Source organism: Saccharopolyspora sp. SCSIO 74807 (assembly GCF_037023755.1).
Classification (GTDB): domain Bacteria; phylum Actinomycetota; class Actinomycetes; order Mycobacteriales; family Pseudonocardiaceae; genus Saccharopolyspora_C; species Saccharopolyspora_C galaxeae.
On the sequence record NZ_CP146100.1, the window covers coordinates 6271721 to 6290000 of the forward strand.

15 protein-coding genes and 2 rRNA genes (1 of these 17 only partly in view) are annotated in these 18280 nt (G+C 67.5%); 2 read left to right on the forward strand and 15 right to left on the reverse strand.

Features of this window, described 5'->3' with window-relative positions:
* Positions 1-9: 9 nt before the first annotated feature.
* Together V1457_RS28705 and xerD are read right to left on the reverse strand one after the other, a co-directional pair.
* Entirely contained in the window at positions 10-951 is a 942-nt protein-coding gene (locus V1457_RS28705; protein WP_200073030.1) for a ParA family protein, read from the reverse strand.
* Positions 952-1080: 129 nt separating this feature from the next.
* The gene (gene xerD / locus V1457_RS28710) at positions 1081-2031 is read right to left on the reverse strand and encodes a site-specific tyrosine recombinase XerD (RefSeq protein ID WP_200073031.1); all 951 of its coding nucleotides are present in this window, start codon (positions 2029-2031) and stop codon (positions 1081-1083) included.
* Between the two features lie 243 nt (positions 2032-2274).
* Between xerD and V1457_RS28715 the strand changes: the two genes are divergently transcribed.
* Positions 2275-2775 carry a DUF1707 domain-containing protein gene (locus tag V1457_RS28715; protein ID WP_200073032.1) on the forward strand — a complete coding sequence of 167 codons (501 nt, stop codon included), beginning with the start codon at positions 2275-2277 and terminating at the stop codon, positions 2773-2775.
* A gap of 6 nt (positions 2776-2781) precedes the next feature.
* Here V1457_RS28715 and V1457_RS28720 read toward each other — a convergent pair whose 3' ends face one another.
* From V1457_RS28720 to V1457_RS28770, 11 genes are all read right to left on the reverse strand, one after another.
* On the reverse strand, positions 2782-3447 hold the full coding sequence (locus tag V1457_RS28720) for an NUDIX hydrolase (protein WP_307850291.1): 666 nt from the start codon (positions 3445-3447) through the stop codon (positions 2782-2784).
* A gap of 20 nt (positions 3448-3467) precedes the next feature.
* Positions 3468-5165 carry a CTP synthase gene (locus V1457_RS28725; RefSeq protein WP_407074732.1) on the reverse strand — a complete coding sequence of 566 codons (1698 nt, stop codon included), beginning with the start codon at positions 5163-5165 and terminating at the stop codon, positions 3468-3470.
* 212 nt (positions 5166-5377) lie between these two features.
* A complete protein-coding gene (locus V1457_RS28730) occupies positions 5378-6250 on the reverse strand; it encodes a helix-turn-helix transcriptional regulator (protein ID WP_338598243.1) in 873 nt (290 codons plus the stop codon).
* Positions 6251-6525: 275 nt separating this feature from the next.
* Complete coding sequence (locus V1457_RS28735; protein WP_338598246.1) at positions 6526-7464, reverse strand: copper transporter; 939 nt, start codon at positions 7462-7464, stop codon at positions 6526-6528.
* A complete protein-coding gene (gene steA, locus V1457_RS28740; protein WP_295145930.1) occupies positions 7461-8645 on the reverse strand; it encodes a putative cytokinetic ring protein SteA in 1185 nt (394 codons plus the stop codon). Before steA ends, V1457_RS28735 begins: the two co-directional genes overlap by 4 nt.
* 99 nt (positions 8646-8744) lie before the next feature.
* On the reverse strand, positions 8745-10550 hold the full coding sequence (gene recN / locus V1457_RS28745; RefSeq protein WP_338605144.1) for a DNA repair protein RecN: 1806 nt from the start codon (positions 10548-10550) through the stop codon (positions 8745-8747).
* Between the two features lie 114 nt (positions 10551-10664).
* Positions 10665-11558 carry an NAD kinase gene (locus V1457_RS28750; RefSeq protein WP_200073036.1) on the reverse strand — a complete coding sequence of 298 codons (894 nt, stop codon included), beginning with the start codon at positions 11556-11558 and terminating at the stop codon, positions 10665-10667.
* Positions 11555-12445, reverse strand: coding sequence for a TlyA family RNA methyltransferase (locus V1457_RS28755; RefSeq protein ID WP_338598250.1), 891 nt, complete (start codon positions 12443-12445; stop codon positions 11555-11557). Before V1457_RS28755 ends, V1457_RS28750 begins: the two co-directional genes overlap by 4 nt.
* A 4-nt stretch (positions 12446-12449) precedes the next feature.
* On the reverse strand, positions 12450-12689 hold the full coding sequence (locus V1457_RS28760; RefSeq protein ID WP_295145937.1) for a hypothetical protein: 240 nt from the start codon (positions 12687-12689) through the stop codon (positions 12450-12452).
* A gap of 94 nt (positions 12690-12783) precedes the next feature.
* Positions 12784-13794: an HAD-IIA family hydrolase gene (locus tag V1457_RS28765; protein ID WP_338598253.1), complete on the reverse strand. Its 1011-nt coding sequence runs from the start codon at positions 13792-13794 to the stop codon at positions 12784-12786.
* Positions 13791-14555 (reverse strand): hypothetical protein, encoded by a 765-nt coding sequence (locus tag V1457_RS28770; protein WP_338598256.1) that lies wholly within the window; start codon positions 14553-14555, stop codon positions 13791-13793. Before V1457_RS28770 ends, V1457_RS28765 begins: the two co-directional genes overlap by 4 nt.
* An 18-nt stretch (positions 14556-14573) precedes the next feature.
* Between V1457_RS28770 and V1457_RS28775 the strand changes: the two genes are divergently transcribed.
* Positions 14574-15617, forward strand: a complete 1044-nt coding sequence (locus V1457_RS28775; protein ID WP_338598259.1) for a hypothetical protein — start codon at positions 14574-14576, stop codon at positions 15615-15617.
* A gap of 86 nt (positions 15618-15703) precedes the next feature.
* Here V1457_RS28775 and rrf read toward each other — a convergent pair.
* Both rrf and V1457_RS28785 read right to left on the reverse strand, forming a co-directional pair.
* Positions 15704-15821: ribosomal RNA gene (gene rrf / locus V1457_RS28780) — 5S ribosomal RNA — on the reverse strand.
* A gap of 127 nt (positions 15822-15948) precedes the next feature.
* A 23S ribosomal RNA gene (locus tag V1457_RS28785) occupies positions 15949-18280 on the reverse strand (it continues 753 nt past the right edge of the window).

The window sequence follows — 18280 nt, forward strand, 5'->3', positions numbered from 1 at the left end:
CGCGGCGGATCACCGCGCGATCACCTCGCGCGCCAGCGAGCGGTAAGCCTGCGCCCCCGCCGAACGCGGCGCCCAGCGGGTGATCGGCTCTCCCGCGACCGTCGTCTCCGGGAACCGGACGGTGCGGTTGATCACGCTGTCGAACACGATGTCCCCGAACGCCTCCACCACGCGGGACATCACTTCCCGCGAATGCAGCGTGCGAGGGTCGAACATGGTCGCCAGGATGCCGCTGATCTCCAACTTCGGGTTCAGCCGCTCCTGGACCTTCTCGATCGTGTCGATCAGCAGCGCGACCCCGCGCAGGCTGAAGAACTCGCACTCCAGCGGGATGACCACGCCGTCCGCGGCGGCCAGCGCGTTGACCGTGAGCAGGCCCAGCGACGGCTGGCAGTCGACCAGGATGAAGTCGTACTCCTTCATCGCCGGGTACAGCACCCGGCCCAGCGTCTGCTCCCGGCCCACCTCGGCGACCAGTTGCACTTCGGCGGCGGAGAGGTCGATGTTGCTCGGCAGCAGGTCCATGCCCTCCACCGTGGTCGAGCGCACCACGTCCTGGACCTTCACGGAGCGTTCCATGATCACGTTGTAGATCGTCTGCTCGAGTTGGTGCGGCTGCACCCCGAGGCCGACCGAAAGCGCGCCCTGCGGATCGAAGTCCACCAGCAGCACCCGCCGGCCGTACTCGGCCAGCGCAGCACCCAGGTTGATCGTCGACGTGGTCTTGCCGACGCCGCCCTTCTGGTTGCACATGGCCAGCACCGAGGCCGGGCCGTGCCGATCCAGCAGCGGCGGCTCGGGAATGTGCCTGCGCGGCCTGCCGGTCGGGCCGACGTTGCCATCCTGGTCCAACTCGGCCGCGTCACCCGCGACACCGGGCTTCTCCGGGGCGATGCTCAGGTCGACCGCGCCCCGGGACCGCCCTTCGGCGGAGGGCTGCGGTGTCGACATGGCGCTAGGACTCCTTGTCTGCCGGTGACGATCATACCGATCGGACGAAGCCTAAGTGGCATTCTCGACCAGCGGCAACGCGCCTCGCCGAGGGGCCCGCGAAATGCGGCCCACCACACCCGGTCGTGGTCAAGACCCAGCGCTGAGCGCGCGGGGATGCGCGGTGGCGTACACCTCACGCAGCGTGTTCACCGTGACCAGCGTGTAGACCTGCGTCGTCGTGACCGAGGCGTGCCCGAGCAGCTCCTGCACGACGCGCACGTCGGCACCGCCCTCCAGCAGGTGCGTCGCGAACGAATGGCGCAGCACGTGCGGGGAAACCTCACGGGTGATCCCCGCACGCTCCGCCGCAGTCTTCAACGTGTTCCAAGCGCTCTGCCGCGACAACCTGCCGCCGCGGGAATTCAGGAACACCGCCGACGTCCCCCGCCCGCGCCCGGCCAGCGTCGGACGGGAGCGCACGAGGTACGCCTGCAACGCTTCCAGCGCGGGGCGCCCGACCGGCACGATCCGCTGCCGGCCGCCCTTGCCGTTGAGCAGCACCGTCCGTTCGCCGGAGTCGACATCGTCGACGTCCAGACCCACGGCCTCGGAGATTCGAGCGCCGGACGAATACAGCAATTCCAGCAACGCACGATCCCGCAGTCCGCGCCCGTCCTGCCCGGCCGCGTTGTCGAGCAGTCGCAGCACCTCATCCACCGGCAACGCCTTCGGCAACCGACGTGAAGGCGTAGGCGGCGACACCTCCCGCGCCACGTCGGCTTCGACCCAGCCCTCCGCGTGTGCGAACCGGTGCAGCCCGCGCACCGCCACAAGCGCCCGAGCCGCCGAAGATTGCGCGAGCGCAGGCCGCTGCGCAGCACCTTCACGGAGTTCGGCGGTGAATTCGGCCAGGTGCCCCGCCCCGACCTCGCGCAACTCATGAACACCCGACTCCGCCAGATGTGCCCCATAACGCCGCAAATCGCGCGCGTAGGAATCGAGCGTGCTGCGCGCGGTCCCCCGCTCGACCGCCAAATGGTCCAAATATCCGGCGAAGGCGGCGCGCAGCCCCTCGGGAAGTCCTTCGGAGGCTTTCACCACCGACCTCCTCCGTGCCTGGAACGAACCAGCTGCAGCCTAAGAAACCGTGATGCGCGAGGAACGATCCGCATGGGCACCGATTGTCCCCCATTCCAGTGAAACTCCCGCAGCGAGTTCACGATCTCGTCGCTCACCAGGGAAGAACCGGACAGCACCGACACAGTCTCGCGGAATCGACACCGTGCCCGGATGAATCGGTCTACCGTGTTCCGGGTGAGCCAACCACGGGATCCCGGCCAAATGCGGATCGGCGACGAGGAACGGTCACAGGCTTCGCAAGCCCTCGGCGAACACTTCGCAAAAAGTCGGCTGACCGTGGTCGAGTACGAGGAACGGCTCGATCGAGCTCTCCGCGCCGTTACCCGCAACGATCTGATGGCGCTGTTCGCCGACCTGCCGGGGCCACGCCCGATGGGTCTGCCTGCGCCACCGCAGGCACAAGCGCCGGGACCACCGCTCCCGTACCGCCCGACCCCTTACCCCGGGTACGACGCGCTCATCCGGTCGGGCAAGTCCCGGATCACGGCCGGTGTGCTGCAGATCGTGCTGCCATTCGGCGTGGGGCGGTTCTACACCGGCCACACCGGCACAGCCATCGCGCAACTCCTGCTGTTCTTCTTCGGGCTGTTGACCTTCGGCCTTACCAGTGCGATAGCCGCGATCTGGTGCTTCATCGACGGAATCGTGCTGCTGGCCAACACAGACAGCACCGACGCAGCGGGACGCCGCCTGAGCTCTTGAACCGAGTTACCCGTGCAGCCTCTTGGCAAGGCTGTGCGGACGATCCTGCCACTCCGCTTCGGGCGGCCTTGGCTGCGCGCCCGCCCGCACCGCGTGCGCGGCGAGCAGACCGGTGACCGCCGGAGCGTTGACGATCTCACCGGCGAAGACCATGCGCACCGCCTCGTCGAACGGGAAGCGGCGAATCACCAGGTCGGCTTCCTCATCACCGGTGGCGTCCGGGCGCTGCACATCGGACAACCCCCGAGCGAGGAAGATCCGCTCGCTCTGGTCGGTGAAGCCCGGCGACGAGGCGATGTCCGCGAGCACCGACCAGGACTCGGCGGCCAGACCGACCTCTTCGGCCAATTCCCGCTGCGCGGTGTGCAACGGGTCTTCACCGGCGACATCGAGCAGTCCCGCAGGCAACTCCCACAACCGCCGACCCAACGGATAGCGGTACTGGTGGATCAACACGACCTGGTCGGCGTCGTCGAGCACGACCACCGACACCGCGCCCAGGTGCTCGACCACCTCGCGGCGTGCCTGCACACCGCCGGGCATGGCCACCTCGTCCGCCCGCAACGCCAGGATCTTGCCGACGTACACGTCCTCGGTCGCCACGGTGCTGAAGCGATGCGTGCCGCCGGTCCGCTCGATCTCGTTCGCGCCCGCGTTCTCCGTGCTGCTCACGCCGCCAGCCTACGGATGGATCAGGCCCCTGCCTGAACGCTGTCGGCCAGCTCGACGGGGAGGCGTTCCGCCGCCTGGTAATCGACGGCCGCACGGACGAACGCCGCGAACAACGGGTGCGGGCGGGTCGGCCGGCTCTTGAGCTCGGGGTGCGCCTGGGTGCCGACGAAGAACGGGTGTTCCTCCCGCGGAAGCTCCACGAATTCCACGAGCCGTTCGTCCGGGGAAGTGCCGGAGAAGACCACGCCCGCCTTGCTCAACCGGTCGCGGTAGGCGTTGTTGACCTCGTAGCGATGCCGGTGCCGTTCCGCGATCTCGGTGGTGCCGTAAGCCTCCGCCACCAGTGAGCCCGCCTGCAGCTTGGCCGGGTAGGCACCCAGCCGCATCGTGCCGCCCATGTCCTTGTTCCCGGAGAGGACGTCGTGCTGATCGGCCATCGTGCTGATCACCGGGTGCTGGCACGGTTCCTCGAACTCGGTGGAGTTCGCCCGCTGCAGCTCGCCGAGCGCCCGCGCCGTCTCGATGACCATGCACTGCAGGCCGAGGCACAACCCGAGGGTCGGAATGCCGTGCGTGCGGGCGTACCGGATGACCCCGACCTTGCCCTCGATACCGCGGACCCCGAAGCCACCCGGGACGAGCACGGCGTCCATCCCTGCCAGGGCGTGCGCGGCACCGGACTCGGTCTCGCAGGTGTCCGAAGGCACCCACGCGATCTCCACCTTCGCCCGGTGGGCGAAACCACCGGCGCGCAACGCCTCGGTCACCGAGAGGTAAGCATCCGGCAGGTCGACGTACTTGCCCACCAGCGCGATTCGCACGTGCTCGCTGGGTTTGTGCACGCGGTCCAGCAGGTCGCCCCACACCGCCCAGTCGACGTCCCGGAACGGCAGTCCGAGACGGCGCACCAGGTAGGCGTCCAGTCCCTCGGAGTGCAGCACCCGGGGGATGTCGTAGATCGACGGTGCGTCCGGGCAGGCCACCACACCGTCCGAGTCGACGTCGCACATCAACGCGATCTTGCGTTTCAGGTCATCGGGAAGGTCCCGATCGGCCCGGCAGACCAGCGCATCCGGCTGGATCCCGATGTTGCGCAGGGCCGCGACCGAGTGCTGCGTCGGCTTCGTCTTCAGCTCCCCGGACGGCGCCAGGTACGGCACCAGCGACACGTGCAGGAAGAAGCAGTTGTCCCGGCCGACGTCGTGCCGCACCTGGCGGCATGCCTCCAGGAACGGCAGCGACTCGATGTCCCCCACGGTGCCGCCCACCTCGGTGATGACCACGTCGGGCGTACGCCCGTCCTCATCCGGCTCGGCCATCGCCCGGATCCGCGTTTTGATGTGATCCGTGATGTGCGGGATGACCTGCACGGTGTCACCCAGGTACTCACCGCGGCGTTCTTTGGCGATCACCGCTGAGTAGACCTGACCGGTCGTCACGTTCGCGTTCCGCGTCAGGTCCCGGTCGAGGAACCGCTCGTAGTGCCCGATGTCCAGGTCGGTCTCGGCGCCGTCCTCGGTCACGAAGACCTCGCCGTGCTGGAACGGGTTCATCGTTCCGGGGTCAACGTTGAGGTAGGGGTCGAGCTTCTGCATCGTCACCCGCAAACCGCGGGAGGTCAGGAGTTCGCCCAGACTGGAAGCGGTAAGGCCCTTGCCCAGGGAGGAGGCCACACCTCCGGTAACGAACACGTGCTTGATCGTGCGTGCTTGCGGCACCAAGAAGGCTCCCCGTGGTCAAGCCGTCGCCGGGCTGAAGTGAACGTGCACAGGCAGGACGGCCGAATCCGTCTCACCCACGGGATTTCAGCCTAACGCACGATGAACTTCGGGTACACGGCAGCCCGGATGGCTTTGAGCACGTTGACCACTGCTGGTCAACCGCCAAAGGTGCACTGCTCGAGGCTCTTCGAACGCCTGCTTCGCACCGTTCAGGCTTTGGTCCGGTCCACCTCCTTCTCCAGCAAGCGCACCGACTCCTCCGGGTCGAGGGCCGACTCGACAAGCTGGTCGAAGGCATCCTGGTGGACCTGCACGTCCGTGGGCGAGTCCAGCAACGGCCGGACGGCCAAGGCTGGTCGATACACCACGGCCGGAGGTGAGTCCGCACCGAAGGACAGCACGGTGAACGAGCCGTCGGCCGCCAAGGCACCGGCGGCGAACGGCAGCACCCGAAGCGTCACCTCAGCCCTCGCCGCGATCTCCAGCAGACGGTCCCACTGGCCGCGAAGCACGTCCGGGCCGCCGACCACCCTTCGCAACGCCGACTCCGCAAGTACGAGGTCGAGCGGCACGCCGCCGCTGTCCAAGTTCCGCTGACGGATCTCCAGCGCCTCGAGCGAGCGCTCGGAGTCCGCCGCGGGTTCGGCAGATCGGCGAGCCGCAAGCACGGCGGCTGCGTAATCCCGGGTACGCACCAGCTCCGGCAGCACCTCGGTACCGAAGACGCGCACGTCGGCGGCTTCGGCCTCGAAGCCGATGTAGAGCCTGTCTTCGGGCGGTAGCACGTCGCGATACGAGTCCCACCATCCGCGCCCGCGCGCTTGGTGGGCGAGTGAGACCAGGTGCTCCCGGTGCCGGCCTTCGGCGTGACAGATGTCCGCGAGGGCGATGACCGCCTCGACTCCGACCGCCTGCCGCGACCCTTCGATCTTGCTGACCTTCGCCTGCGGCCAACCCAAGCGGTCGGCGACATCGACGTGCGTCAGCCCGGCCGCCCGGCGCAGTTCTTTCAGCTCGGCGGCAAGCATGTGACGCCGGACCGTGGGACTGGTCCGCTGCCGCTCGGTTTGCGTTTCGTCCATGCCTTGATCTTGGGTCGGCAGATGGGGCAACGTCCAGGAATGCCACCTGATCGAATTATGGCATTTCGAATAATTCTTCGGCCATCCTGGACGGCATGACCTCCCGAACCCGGTCCGGCGCCCGGCTGGAATCCCGCGCCCGGCCCCTCCCCTGGGCGCGGCGCCCGGCCGCCGCGCGCCGGACCGTCCGGCCGGGCGGCGCGCTCGCGTACGCGCCGCCCGGCGCAAGCCTCGGACCGCGCTACCCGCGCCCGGCACTCGCTGCGGACCGGGCCTCAGTCCCTGGCGCCGGGCACCACGCCTTGCGCGGTACCCGCGACGCCGTAGTGCCCGGCTCGATGGTCGAGCTGCTCGCGCAACGCGAGCACAGCGGCCGCCATCCCCTGCGGGGTCTCCACATCGTCCACTGTGGAGAGCGCGGCGGCCGTCGACGAGTCCGCCCTGGCAACCCCGACCGCGCCGGCGCCGGCTGCGGACCCGGAACGGCCGGCGAGTACAGCTCCGGATCCCGAGCGGTCGAGCTGAGTCGCCAGGCGGGCCACCACGCTCGCACGGCTTCCCGCGTCATCTCCGCGTTCCGCACCGCCGGTCAGGACCAGGGCCAGCGGCGCGGGCTGGACCTCGCCGGAGGCCGTGGCGAACCCGCCTTCGCTCAACCCGCCCAGGGCGGCCGACCGCTCTTCCGGGGAGACCTGAGGCTGTCCGGTCGCCTGGTCCAGCATGGTCAGCGGCCCCAGCAACCCGCCCGTGAGCGTGCCGAGATCCGTCGCGGTCGGCAGCTGCACCCCGGCGGGCAGCAACCGGGTGACCACCCGGCGCAACTGGTCCGCACGGTCCGGTGCGGCGACCGCCTCGGTGAGCTGCATATCACCGGTCACGCGGCCGCCCGCCGCCTCGATCATGCGGCGCGCGCCGTCCCGCTCCTGTTGTGGAACGTCCCACGAGCTGACCAGGACGACTCCGCGGTCGGCGAGCTGACCCCGCACCGCCATCGGAGCCGTCGCGGCGCTGAAGCGCCGCGCTCCGTCGAGGCGCGCTTGCAACGCCGTGCGTTCGGCGCTCAGCTCGCCGACCTGATGGCTCAGGGAATCCCGCTCGCTACCGACGTGGGACAGCAACCGGTCGCTCAACGACGTCGACCCGAGCACGATCCCGACCGCCAGTGCCAGGAACACCGCGGCCAACGAAACCAGGTGATGCCGCATCGAGATCACACGAACCACCCCTTCACCAACGCGAGCGCGGACTGCCCGGCATCCTGCAGCACGGCGAGGAACGAGGTCCCGAATCCCGATGCCGCCAGCGCGATGAACACGACCGCGAGCACGGCCAGCACCAGCAGCAGAAGCGCTGCATTCGAGCCGGTCCCGCGCTGCAAGACCGCAACGGCCGACCCGTCGACGAGCCTGCTGCCCAGCCGCAACCGGGTCAGGAACGTGGACGGGTTCGATCCGGAGCGACCCCGGTCCAGGAACTCGTGCAGGGTCGCCTGGAACCCCACGGTCACCACCAGCTGCGCCGCACGAGCATCCGCGATCAGCAAGGCCAAGTCTTCGGGATTGCCGGAGGCCGGGAACGTCAACGCACCGATACCCAGGTCCTGGATGCGCTCGATGCCGGGAGCGTGTCCGTCGACATGAGCGGGAACGACCACTTCGGTGCCCCGTTTGAGGGTGGCCGTCTCGATGCCGTTGGGGTCACCGACGACCACGTCGGGGTGATATCCGGCACGTCGCAGCGTGTCCGCTCCGGTGTCCACTCCGATCAGCACCGGGCGGTAATGCTTGATGTACCGCTTGAGCCGTTTGAGGTCGTCGACGTGCCCGTAGCCGGGCGCCAGCACGAGCACGTGGCGGCCTTCCATCGGCACGCTCACGTCCGGAACCCCGATCCCGTCCAGGATCAGCATCCGCTCGGTGCGCAAGAACTCGATGGTGTTGGCGGAGAAAGCTTCCAACTGCGCGGTCATCCCGGCCTTGGCCTCGATGAGCTGATCCGCGATCGAGTCCGCGTCCTGTTCCTGGCCGTAGGCGAGTTCCTCGTCGCCGGAGTACACCACGCCCTCGTGCAACCGAATGCGCGCGCCGTCCTTGACCGATCGCAGGACGTCCGAACCGACGTCGTCGATCAGGGTGACGTCCGCGCCGGAGAGGACCTCCGGCCCCAGGTTGGGGAAGCGTCCCGAGATCGACGGCGCGGCGTTGACCACCCCCACCACACCGGCTTCGACCAAGGCGTCCGCGGTGCGGCGATCGAGGTCCACGTGATCGAACACGACGACGTCGCCCGGGCCGAACCGCCGCGGCAGTTCGCCGGGACGGTGCGCTACCCGCGCCGTCCCGGCCACACCAGGACGGCTGTCCTCCTGGCGGGTGAGGAGACCACTGATCTTCATGAACCGATGGTGACAAACAGATCACCGAACGCAGGACCGCCACGCCGTACCGGTACCGCCGTTCACCGATATTTCACTGCCCTGAACGGAGCAACGAGATCAGCGGCTGCGCTTACGCGTCCCCTTGCTCTTGCCGCTTCCCTGGCCACTGCCGGTATCCGCCTTGTCCGAGGCCGCAGTCGCCAGCAACTCCTCCGCGTGCGCGCGGCCGGTCGCGGTCGAGTCCAGGCCCGCCAGCATCCGGGCGAGTTCGGCCACTCGGCGCTCGTCCGCCACGGTGCGCACGTCGCTGCGAGTCAGTCCCGTGTCGTTGGAACCCTTGTCGACCACGAGGTGCCGATCGGCGTACGCGGCGACCTGCGCGAGGTGCGTGACGACGATGACTTGGTGCGTGCGGGCCAATCGGGCCAGCCGCCGACCGATCTCCACTGCGGCGCGGCCACCCACCCCGGCATCGACCTCGTCGAACACCAGCGTCGGCACCGTGTCGGCGTCGGCAAGCACCACTTCCAGCGCGAGCATCACGCGGGAGAGTTCGCCGCCCGAAGCCCCCTTGTGAATCGGCAGTGCCGGCGCGCCCGAATGCGCGACCAGGCGCAGTTCCACCTCGTCGGTGCCCTCCGGGCCGGCCGTCAACGTCCGGTCCCCGACGCGCAGCGCCGATCGATCGTCGGCGTTGGCCTCCTTCGGCTCCACGACGACCTCCAGCCGGGCCTGTGCCATGGCCAGCCCGGACAGTTCCGCGGAGACCGACTCCGCGAGTCCGCTCGCAGCCTCGACGCGAGCGTCCGACAGCGCCTGGCCGTGCTGTGCGAGTTCACCGGCCAACTCATCGCGGCGTCCCGCGAGTTCGGCCAGCGCCTCTTCGGAGGTGTCCATCCCCGCCAGCCGGTTACGCGCCTCCGCGGCCCATTCCAGAACCCCGTCGACGTCGGCGGCGTACTTCTTCGTCAGGTTCTTGAGCTCGGCTTGGCGTGCCAGCACCTGCTCCAGCCGACCCGGGTCGACCTCCAGCCGGTCCAGGTAACCGCCGAGCTCGGCGCCGACATCGGCCAGCACCGCGGCGGCTTCGGCGACCCGAGGTTCCAAGTCGCGCAGCGCCGGGTCCTCAGCACCGCCGAGCCTGCGCCGCGCGTCCCCGAGCATCCCCATGGCACCGGGGGCTTCCGGGTCGCCGTCCGCAGCACCGCTGACCGCTTGCTGTGCGCCGGTGGCGATCTCGCGCAGCTGATCGACGTCCGAAAGCCGGCGGGCTTCGTCGACCAGAGCCTGATCCTCTCCCCGCTCCGGAGCGACGGCGTCGATCTCGGACAGGCCGTGCCGCAGCAGGTCCGCCTCCCGCGCCCATTCCTGAGCGCGCTCGGTGCGCTCCTTGAGCTCGCGGACCACCTCGGTCCACTCGGCACGGACCCGCTGGTACTCGGCCAGCGCGGAGGCGACCGGCTCACCCGCGAAACGGTCCAACGCCGCGCGCTGCTCACCGGGGCGCAGCAACCGGAGCTGATCGTTCTGCCCGTGCACGGCCAGCAGCTGGTCGGAAAGATCGGACAGCACCGCGTTCGGCACCGCCCGTCCTCCCAGGTGCGCGCGCGAACGACCGTCCGAGTTCACACTGCGCAGTGCGAGGAGACTGCCGTCCTCGTCGGGTTCGGCACCGGCCTCTCGCGCGACCTTGACGGCGCCCGAGTCCGCGGTGACCTCGAAACGTCCCTCCACCAGCGCTCGAGGGGTGTCGGACCGGACCCGCGACGCGTCGGCACGCCCGCCGCTGAGCAGGTGCAGCCCCGTGACCACCATCGTTTTGCCCGCCCCGGTCTCACCGGTCACCACGGTCAATCCCGGGTGCAGCTCGAGCGTGGCGTCATCGATGACGCCCAGTCCCTGGATGCGCATCTCCGCCAACACATCGAGCACCCTAGCGGTCCGCCCCGACCGGCTGAGGGGTGCCAGTCCGATCAACGCGGCCAACCCGAACGGAGCGGTGAGTCGGCCACTACCTCCGCCGCCGGTCACGGGCGTTCAATCCGCCGCGGGCCCGCGCCATCCCTGCACCGGCAACTCGAACTTGCGCACCAAGCGTTCGGTGAAGGACGCGTCGTACAACCGGACCAGGCGCAGCGGGTTGGCACCGGCGACGACCTCCACCCTGGCGCCCGCCGGCAGGTCGAAGTGCCGTTGCCCGTCACAGCACAGCACCGCGTCGTGGCCGGCCTGATCGATCTCCAGCGCGAGCGTCGAGTTCCGGGACACCACCAACGGTCGCGCGAACAGCGCGTGCGCATTGCTGGGAACCACGAGCAATGCCTGCACTTCGGGCCAGACGACCGGACCACCGGCGGAGAACGCATAGGCCGTCGATCCGGTCGGGGTGGAGCACAGCACCCCGTCGCAGCCGAAAGCCGAGACCGGTTGGCCGTCGACCTCCACGACGGCGTCGAGGATGCGTTCCCGGCTGCTCTTCTCGACGCTGGCCTCGTTCAACGCCCACGTAGTGGCGAGCACGCGACCGTCGAGCATCGCAGTGACATCGATGGTCATGCGTTCCTCGACGTGGTAGCGCCCTTCGACGACAGCCAGCACCGCCTGGTCCAGCGCATCCGAGTCCGCCCCGGCCAGGAACCCCACCCGGCCCAGGTTCACCCCGAAAACGGGCACTCCTGGCAGCCTCGCCAACTCCGCGGCTCGCAACAAGGTGCCATCGCCACCGAGGACGAACACCAACTCGGTGCCGGCAGCGGCGTGCAGTCCGGTGGGCACGGCCTCGGTGTAGCAGCCCGGGCTGAGCTCGCGCGCCTCGTCCTCCAGGACCCGGACCCGCACCCCGGCGCCGACGAGCTGTCCCGCGACCTTCTCCGCCGTGCGCAGGTTGTGCTGCCTGCCGGTGTGCACCACCAACAGCACTTCTCGGGTCAACTACCGCTCCCTTGCCGCTCATCGGACGTGTTCGCGACAGCTGCGGCGTCGGTGACACCGCCGTTGTTCGCAGTCTGCGGTCCTCTGCGGACCGCGTCCACCACGAGCTCGGTGGCTTCCGAAGCGCTGGTGCTCGAGCCCGCCCGCAACCACACGAAGAACTCCACGTTTCCCGACGGTCCGGGCAGCGGGCTGGCTTCCACAGCACGCAACCCCAGACCGCTGTCCGCGGCGAAGCGCACGACGTCAACGACGGCTTCGGTGCGCAGCCCCGGATCACGCACCACTCCACCGGATCCGAGGCGTTGCTTGCCCACCTCGAACTGCGGCTTGATCATCAGCACCAGGTCGGCGTCCTGCACCGCGCACGCGTGCAGCGCGGGCAGGACCAGTTTGAGCGAGATGAACGACAGATCGGCCACCACGAGGTCGACCTTTCCACCGATGTCCTCCGGGCTCAGCGAGCGCACGTTCGTGCGGTCCTGCACGCGGACCCGCTCGTCGGTCTGCAACGCCCAGACGAGCTGTCCGTATCCGACGTCCACAGCGACGACCTCGCGCGCGTCGCGTCGCAACAGCACGTCGGTGAATCCGCCGGTCGACGCGCCCGCGTCGAGGCAACGCCGACCACTGATCGAAAGACCTTCGGGCTCGAAAGCCGTTAGTGCCCCCAAGAGCTTGTGCGCTCCGCGGGAAGCCCACCGCGGGTCGTCCACGTCCTCGTTCACGACGATGGGCGCGGCGGTCTCAACGGCAGTGGCGGACTTCTTGGCCACCATTCCGCGCACGGTCACCCTGCCCGCGGCGACGAGTTCCGAGGCGTGCTCACGCGACCGAGCCCAACCACGCCGTACCAGTTCGGCGTCCAAACGCGCTCTGCGTGGCACTGCTTCACCCACCGCCGGTCGGACCGGAATGCATGTTCTCGGCTTTGCTCAACGCGTCCGACAACGCCGAGTGCACCGCTTCGAACCGTTCGACGTGTTCGGCCACCGGCAGCTCACGCACCTCATCGAGGCGTGCGAGGGCCGCGCTGATGGCCTGCTCGGCGGCGGAACCGTCGTCCACCTGCCTCGCCAACATCGACGGATTCGGCACCGAGGGTTCGCCCTGCTGCCCTGGAGAGGTCATCGTCTCCCGCCTCTGTTGCGACGTCGCCGGGCATGTCACGGCGACCAAGTCAACGCTATCCGACCGCAGCGGCCGGTGCGCGGAACCGGCCGGGTCAGTCCAGACCGAGTTCCCGCAATGCCCGACTCGCTTCCGCGTCGCCCGCCTGCAAGGCGACCTCGCCGGAACCGGCCGCCCACCACGCAGCGCACAACGCGCGCAGCGCCGTGAGCCGGTCACCGCCGCCAGCCGCGGCATTTGCCGTGAGCTCCAAGGAGCGTTCCCCGACGCGGACCTTCCACTGCTGCTGTTCGCCGACCGCAGAGTCATCGATCGGCCGGAACAGAGCTCGCATGTCCTCGGCCAAGTGATCCGGGCGCGCGTCGGGTGGTGCGAACAACACCTCGGCCGGAGTACCCACGCCGGTGAACACCATCAGTGACGGCATCCCGTACCGGACTGCGCCCGCAATGTCGGTGTCCAACCGATCTCCCACCATCAACGGGCGCCGCGCGTCGGCGGAAGCCACGGCACGCTCCAATAGCGGCAGTTCCGGTTTGCCCGCGACCTGCGGCTCCCGGCCGGTTGCAGCGCGCAGGGCGGTCACCATGGCGCCGTTGCCGGGCAGTTCACCGCGCTCGGTCGGCAATGTCGCATCGGAGTTGGAGGCGACCCACAACGCCCCGGCCCGGATCGCCAAACAAGCTTCGGCCAGGTTCCACCACGCGGTCTCCGGCGAATGGCCCTGCACCACTGCGACCGGCTTATCCTCGAACCGCCGCACCGGAGTGAGGCCGACGTGCTCGATTTCCCCTGCCAGCGCATCCGTCCCGACCACGAGAACGTTGGCACCCGCGGACAGCTGCTGCCCCAACAGAGCAGCTCCTGCTTGCGCGCTGGTGCTCACCTCGGTCACGTCAGCGCTGAGCCCGAGTGAGTTCAGGTGATCGGCGACGGCCTGCCCCGGTTTCGACGCGTTGTTCGTGACGTAGCGCGCGTGCACACCATCTCGACGCAGACCATCGATGGCTTCGTCAGCCCCAGGAGCCAGCTGCCCGCCCCTGTAGACGGTGCCATCGAGATCCAACAGAACCACGTCGTGGTTCTCGAGCAGAGAGCCGGTCACCGCGCCTCGCCACCTCCGGACTGTTCCGAGCGGTCCGAGGGTGTCGCCCCGTGCGCTCGTTCCGCGTCGTCCTCCGGCTCGTCCACGTCCTTCATGACGGTAAGCGGCCCGACCGCTTCCGCTTCAGCGACGAGTTCCTCCGCGGCTTCGGCACCACCGAGCTGGACGACAAGCTCGTCCAACCGTTCCGGAGCATCGGTCTCGGTTTCGTCGTCGGCGTGCGCGGCATGCACGAACCAGGTGAACGCCTCCTGCACGCGGTCGGCAGCGAGCAGATTGTCGGCGTACGCGTAGAACAGACGGGCACTCCACGGCTCTTGCCGTTGCGGATCAAGCTCCGGGATCTGCAAGCTCACCACAGAAGCGTCGATCTCGCCGAGGTCCCGGCGCGCGCCCGCCGCAACGATGCGCAGCTCCACAGCTTCCTGCCCGGTCAACTCGGCTGCTTCGGGGCTGCGGCTCAGTTCCAAAGCGCGTTCTGCCCGTCCCAGCGCACGCTCGCAGTCCGCCATGATCGCGACGTGGCCGACGCCGCCGACCATCCGCCGCGCCGCGCGCAGTTCCGACAACGCCTCGGTCCACTCGCCCATCTGGTAGGCCGTGAGCCCGTTGGCCTCGCGAACCGCTCCGATCCGGGAGGCCCGGCGCCGCGCGTAACGCGCGTGCTCGAGCGCCCGCTCCGGTTCGGTGTCCATGAGCTTGCCCGCAGCGACCAGATGCGCAGCGACCTTGTCCGCCAAACCCTTCGGCAGCGAGCGCATCTCCCGTCGGATTTCCTCGTGCAGTTCTGCGGAATCGACGTCTTCGGGCAGCTCCGGCGCGTCCGGGACCTGTTTGGTCTCCTGTTCCGCGCTCGCCGCATTTCCCGTTTTGCGATCCGGCCGGTCTTTCCCCCGCGGCCGGTCGGTGCTGGACCGCTGCCTCCGGTCCTCGCGGCCGTCACCGCCACGCTTTCCGTAGCGATCGTCCTTCCCGGGACGGTCGGCAGGCCGCCGGTTCTCATCCCGTCGGCCTTCCCCTCGCCGATCACCGTCGCGGGGAGACCCGCCACGGTTCTGACCGGGTCCGCCATGGTCGCGTTTCGGACCGGGGCCGCGATCGCTGCGGCGGTGGTCATCCTGCTGGCGGCCGGAATGCTGGTCCCCGCGGCTGCGGTTCTGTTCCGGACGCCCTCGCCGGTCGTCGAACCTCGGTTTACCTTTACGGTCGTCTCGGGAGTCGCCTTGGCCGCTGCGCCGGTCGTCGCGGCCGAAGGGGCGTCCACCGCGGTCGTCCTGCCTGTCGTGACGACGGGGCCCGCCCGGCCCCTTGCGGTCATCGCGGCGCGCTTCTCGCCGATCCTCGCGCGGTCCGCCCCGCCTGTCGGACGAACCGCCGCGCCTGTCATCGAATTTCCCGTCGCGGCGGAATCCGCCGCGGTCACCGCTTGGACGCCCTCGACCGTCCCCGCGATCTCTCTTCTGCCGGTCGTCGGGTTTGCCCCACGTCTGCTCACCGCGACTTTGGCCGAACTGCCGTTGCCTGTGGCCTTGTGCGCGACGATCGTCGTTGCCCGGCTTCCCACCGAACTTGTCACCACCGGTGCGGTTATTTCCGCCCCGGTTTTGGCCTTGGCGGCCACCTGCACGATCTTGCTTAGGCCCGCCGTGACCGCCTCCGGCCGACCCCTTCTTGCCGGCCGGACCGCCGCGACCGGCATCGGCTCCGCGGCGGCCACCGCCGCGCGTGTCGTCGGACCCGGACACCAGACCTCCTGGGAACTTCCAAACTCTCTTGACAACCAGCGTAGACCTCACCCGCACCGGACGGGCAGACGCCCATGAGACCGCGAGATCCGGGTGGGAAACAAAAAAGACCGACCGGGTCGCACCCGTCGTACGGGCGGCCCGGTCGGCCCTATTTCGAGTATTGTCGGCGGTGTCCTACTCTCCCACACCCACACAAGTGCAGTACCATCGGCGCTGGAGGGCTTAGCTTCCGGGTTCGGAATGGGACCGGGCGTACCCCGCTCCGCTATACCCACCGACAAACCAACACACACCCAAACCCCATACGGGTGTGCTCACCAAAGGTGAAAACCAATATTCACAAGTCAAACACAACAACCAACGAGTTGTTGCCTCAGACACCATATAGTGGACACGAGACATCCCTGTGGGCAAGTCCTCGGCCTATTAGTACCCGTCCACTCCATCCGTTACCGAACTTCCATGCCGAGCCTATCAACCCCATCATCTCTAGGGGGCCTTAACCCATCAAGGGTGGGAACCGTCATCTTGGAACAGGCTTCCCGCTTAGATGCTTTCAGCGGTTATCCCTCCCGAACATAGCCAACCAGCCCTGCTCCTGGCGGAACAACTGGCACACCAGAGGTCCGTCCGTCCCGGTCCTCTCGTACTAGGGACAGCCTTCCTCACGACTCCTACGCGCGCGGCGGATAGGGACCGAACTGTCTCACGACGTTCTAAACCCAGCTCGCGTGCCGCTTTAATGGGCGAACAGCCCAACCCTTGGGACCAACTCCAGCCCCAGGATGCGACGAGCCGACATCGAGGTGCCAAACCATGCCGTCGATATGAACTCTTGGGCAAGATCAGCCTGTTATCCCCGGGGTACCTTTTATCCGTTGAGCGACACCACTACCACCAGCCAGTGCCGGATCACTAGTCCCTGCTTTCGCACCTGCTCGACCCGTCAGTCTCACAGTCAAGCCCCCTTGAGCACTTACACTCACCACCTGATAACCAACCAAGCTGAGGGAACCTTTGGGCGCCTCCGTTACCCTTTAGGAGGCAACCGCCCCAGTTAAACTACCCACCAGGCACTGTCCCCGATCCGGATCACGGACCCGAGTTAGATGCCCGGAACGACCAGAGTGGTATTTCAACAACGACTCCACACCCACTAGCGTGAGCACTTCCCAGTCTCCCACCTATCCTACACAAGCCGAACCAAACACCAATACCAAGCTATAGTAAAGGTCCCGGGGTCTTTCCGTCCTGCCGCGCGAAACGAGCATCTTTACTCATATTGCAATTTCACCGGGCCTGTGGTCGAGACAGCGGAGAAGTCGTTACGCCATTCGTGCAGGTCGGAACTTACCCGACAAGGAATTTCGCTACCTTAGGATGGTTATAGTTACCACCGCCGTTTACTGGCGCTTAAATTCTCCGCTTCCCCCTCCAAAGAGAGGTAACAGGTCCTCTTAACGTTCCAGCACCGGGCAGGCGTCAGTCCGTATACCTCGTCTTACGACTTCGCACGGACCTGTGTTTTTAGTAAACAGTCGCTTCTCCCTGGCCTCTGCGGCCACCACCAGCTCCCCCGGCACGCGGGTTCACCAGCACTGGCCCCCCTTCTCCCGAAGTTACGGGGGCAATTTGCCGAATTCCTTAACCACAGTTCACCCGACCGCCTCGGTATCCTCTACCGGACCACCTGTGTCGGTTTCGGGTACGGGCCATGCACACACATCGCTAGAGGCTTTTCTCGGCAGCACGGGCACACTGACTTCACCACCACGGCTACGCATCACCCCTCACCCACATAGTTGCCCGGATTTCCCTGGACAACGGGCTACAGGCTTACACCAGTACCACCACTCACTGGCACAGCTACCCCACTACGTCACCCCATCACTTGACTACTCCGGCATCAGGTCCCATGCACTCACACCAGAAGTCCGAAGACCACCAATGCTCGCGGATGGTTAGTCTCAACCGTTTCACCATGGGCGCGTGTACACGGGTACGGGAATATCAACCCGTTCTCCATCGACTACGCCTGTCGGCCTCGCCTTAGGCCCCGACTCACCCTGGGCGGACGAACCTGCCCCAGGAACCCTTGGTCACTCGGCGGCAGAGATTCTCACTCTGCACTCGCTACTCATGCCTGCATTCTCACTCCCACACACTCCACACCACGGTTACCCGGATGCTTCCCTGCATGCAGGACGCTCCCCTACCCAACCACACAAAAGTATGATCGGCATGGCTTCGGCGGTGTACTTCAGCCCCGCTACATTATCGGCGCAGGACCACTTGACCAGTGAGCTATTACGCACTCTTTCAAGGATGGCTGCTTCTAAGCCAACCTCCTGGTTGTCTCAGCAATCCCACATCCTTTTCCACTGAGCACACACTTAGGGGCCTTAGCCGATGCTCTGGGCTGTTTCCCTCTCGACGATGAAGCTTCTCCCCCACCGTCTCACTGCCACGCTAAACCCAGGCGTATTCGGAGTTTGGCTGACTTCAGTAACCAACAAGGCCCATCAACCAACCAGTGCTCTACCCCACCCAGGAACCACGCAACGCTGCACCTAAATGCATTTCGGGGAGAACCAGCTATCACGGAGTTTGATTGGCCTTTCACCCCTACCCACAACTCATCCCCCAGGTTTTCAACCCTGGTGGGTGCGGGCCTCCACACGGTCTTACCCGCGCTTCACCCTGGCCATGGGTAGATCACCCCGCTTCGGGTCCACACC

What these genes read in the sequence shown, in the direction of transcription:
- V1457_RS28705 (WP_200073030.1), bottom strand. Translation starts at nt 951, where the DNA reads ATGTCGACACCGCAGCCCTCCGCCGAAGGGCGGTCCCGGGGCGCGGTC.
- V1457_RS28715 (WP_200073032.1), top strand. Translation starts at nt 2,275, where the DNA reads ATGCGGATCGGCGACGAGGAACGGTCACAGGCTTCGCAAGCCCTCGGC.
- V1457_RS28730 (WP_338598243.1), bottom strand. Translation starts at nt 6,250, where the DNA reads ATGGACGAAACGCAAACCGAGCGGCAGCGGACCAGTCCCACGGTCCGG.
- steA (WP_295145930.1), bottom strand. Translation starts at nt 8,645, where the DNA reads ATGAAGATCAGTGGTCTCCTCACCCGCCAGGAGGACAGCCGTCCTGGT.
- V1457_RS28760 (WP_295145937.1), bottom strand. Translation starts at nt 12,689, where the DNA reads ATGACCTCTCCAGGGCAGCAGGGCGAACCCTCGGTGCCGAATCCGTCG.
- V1457_RS28770 (WP_338598256.1), bottom strand. Translation starts at nt 14,555, where the DNA reads ATGCGCTCGCTGCCGAAGGGTTTGGCGGACAAGGTCGCTGCGCATCTG.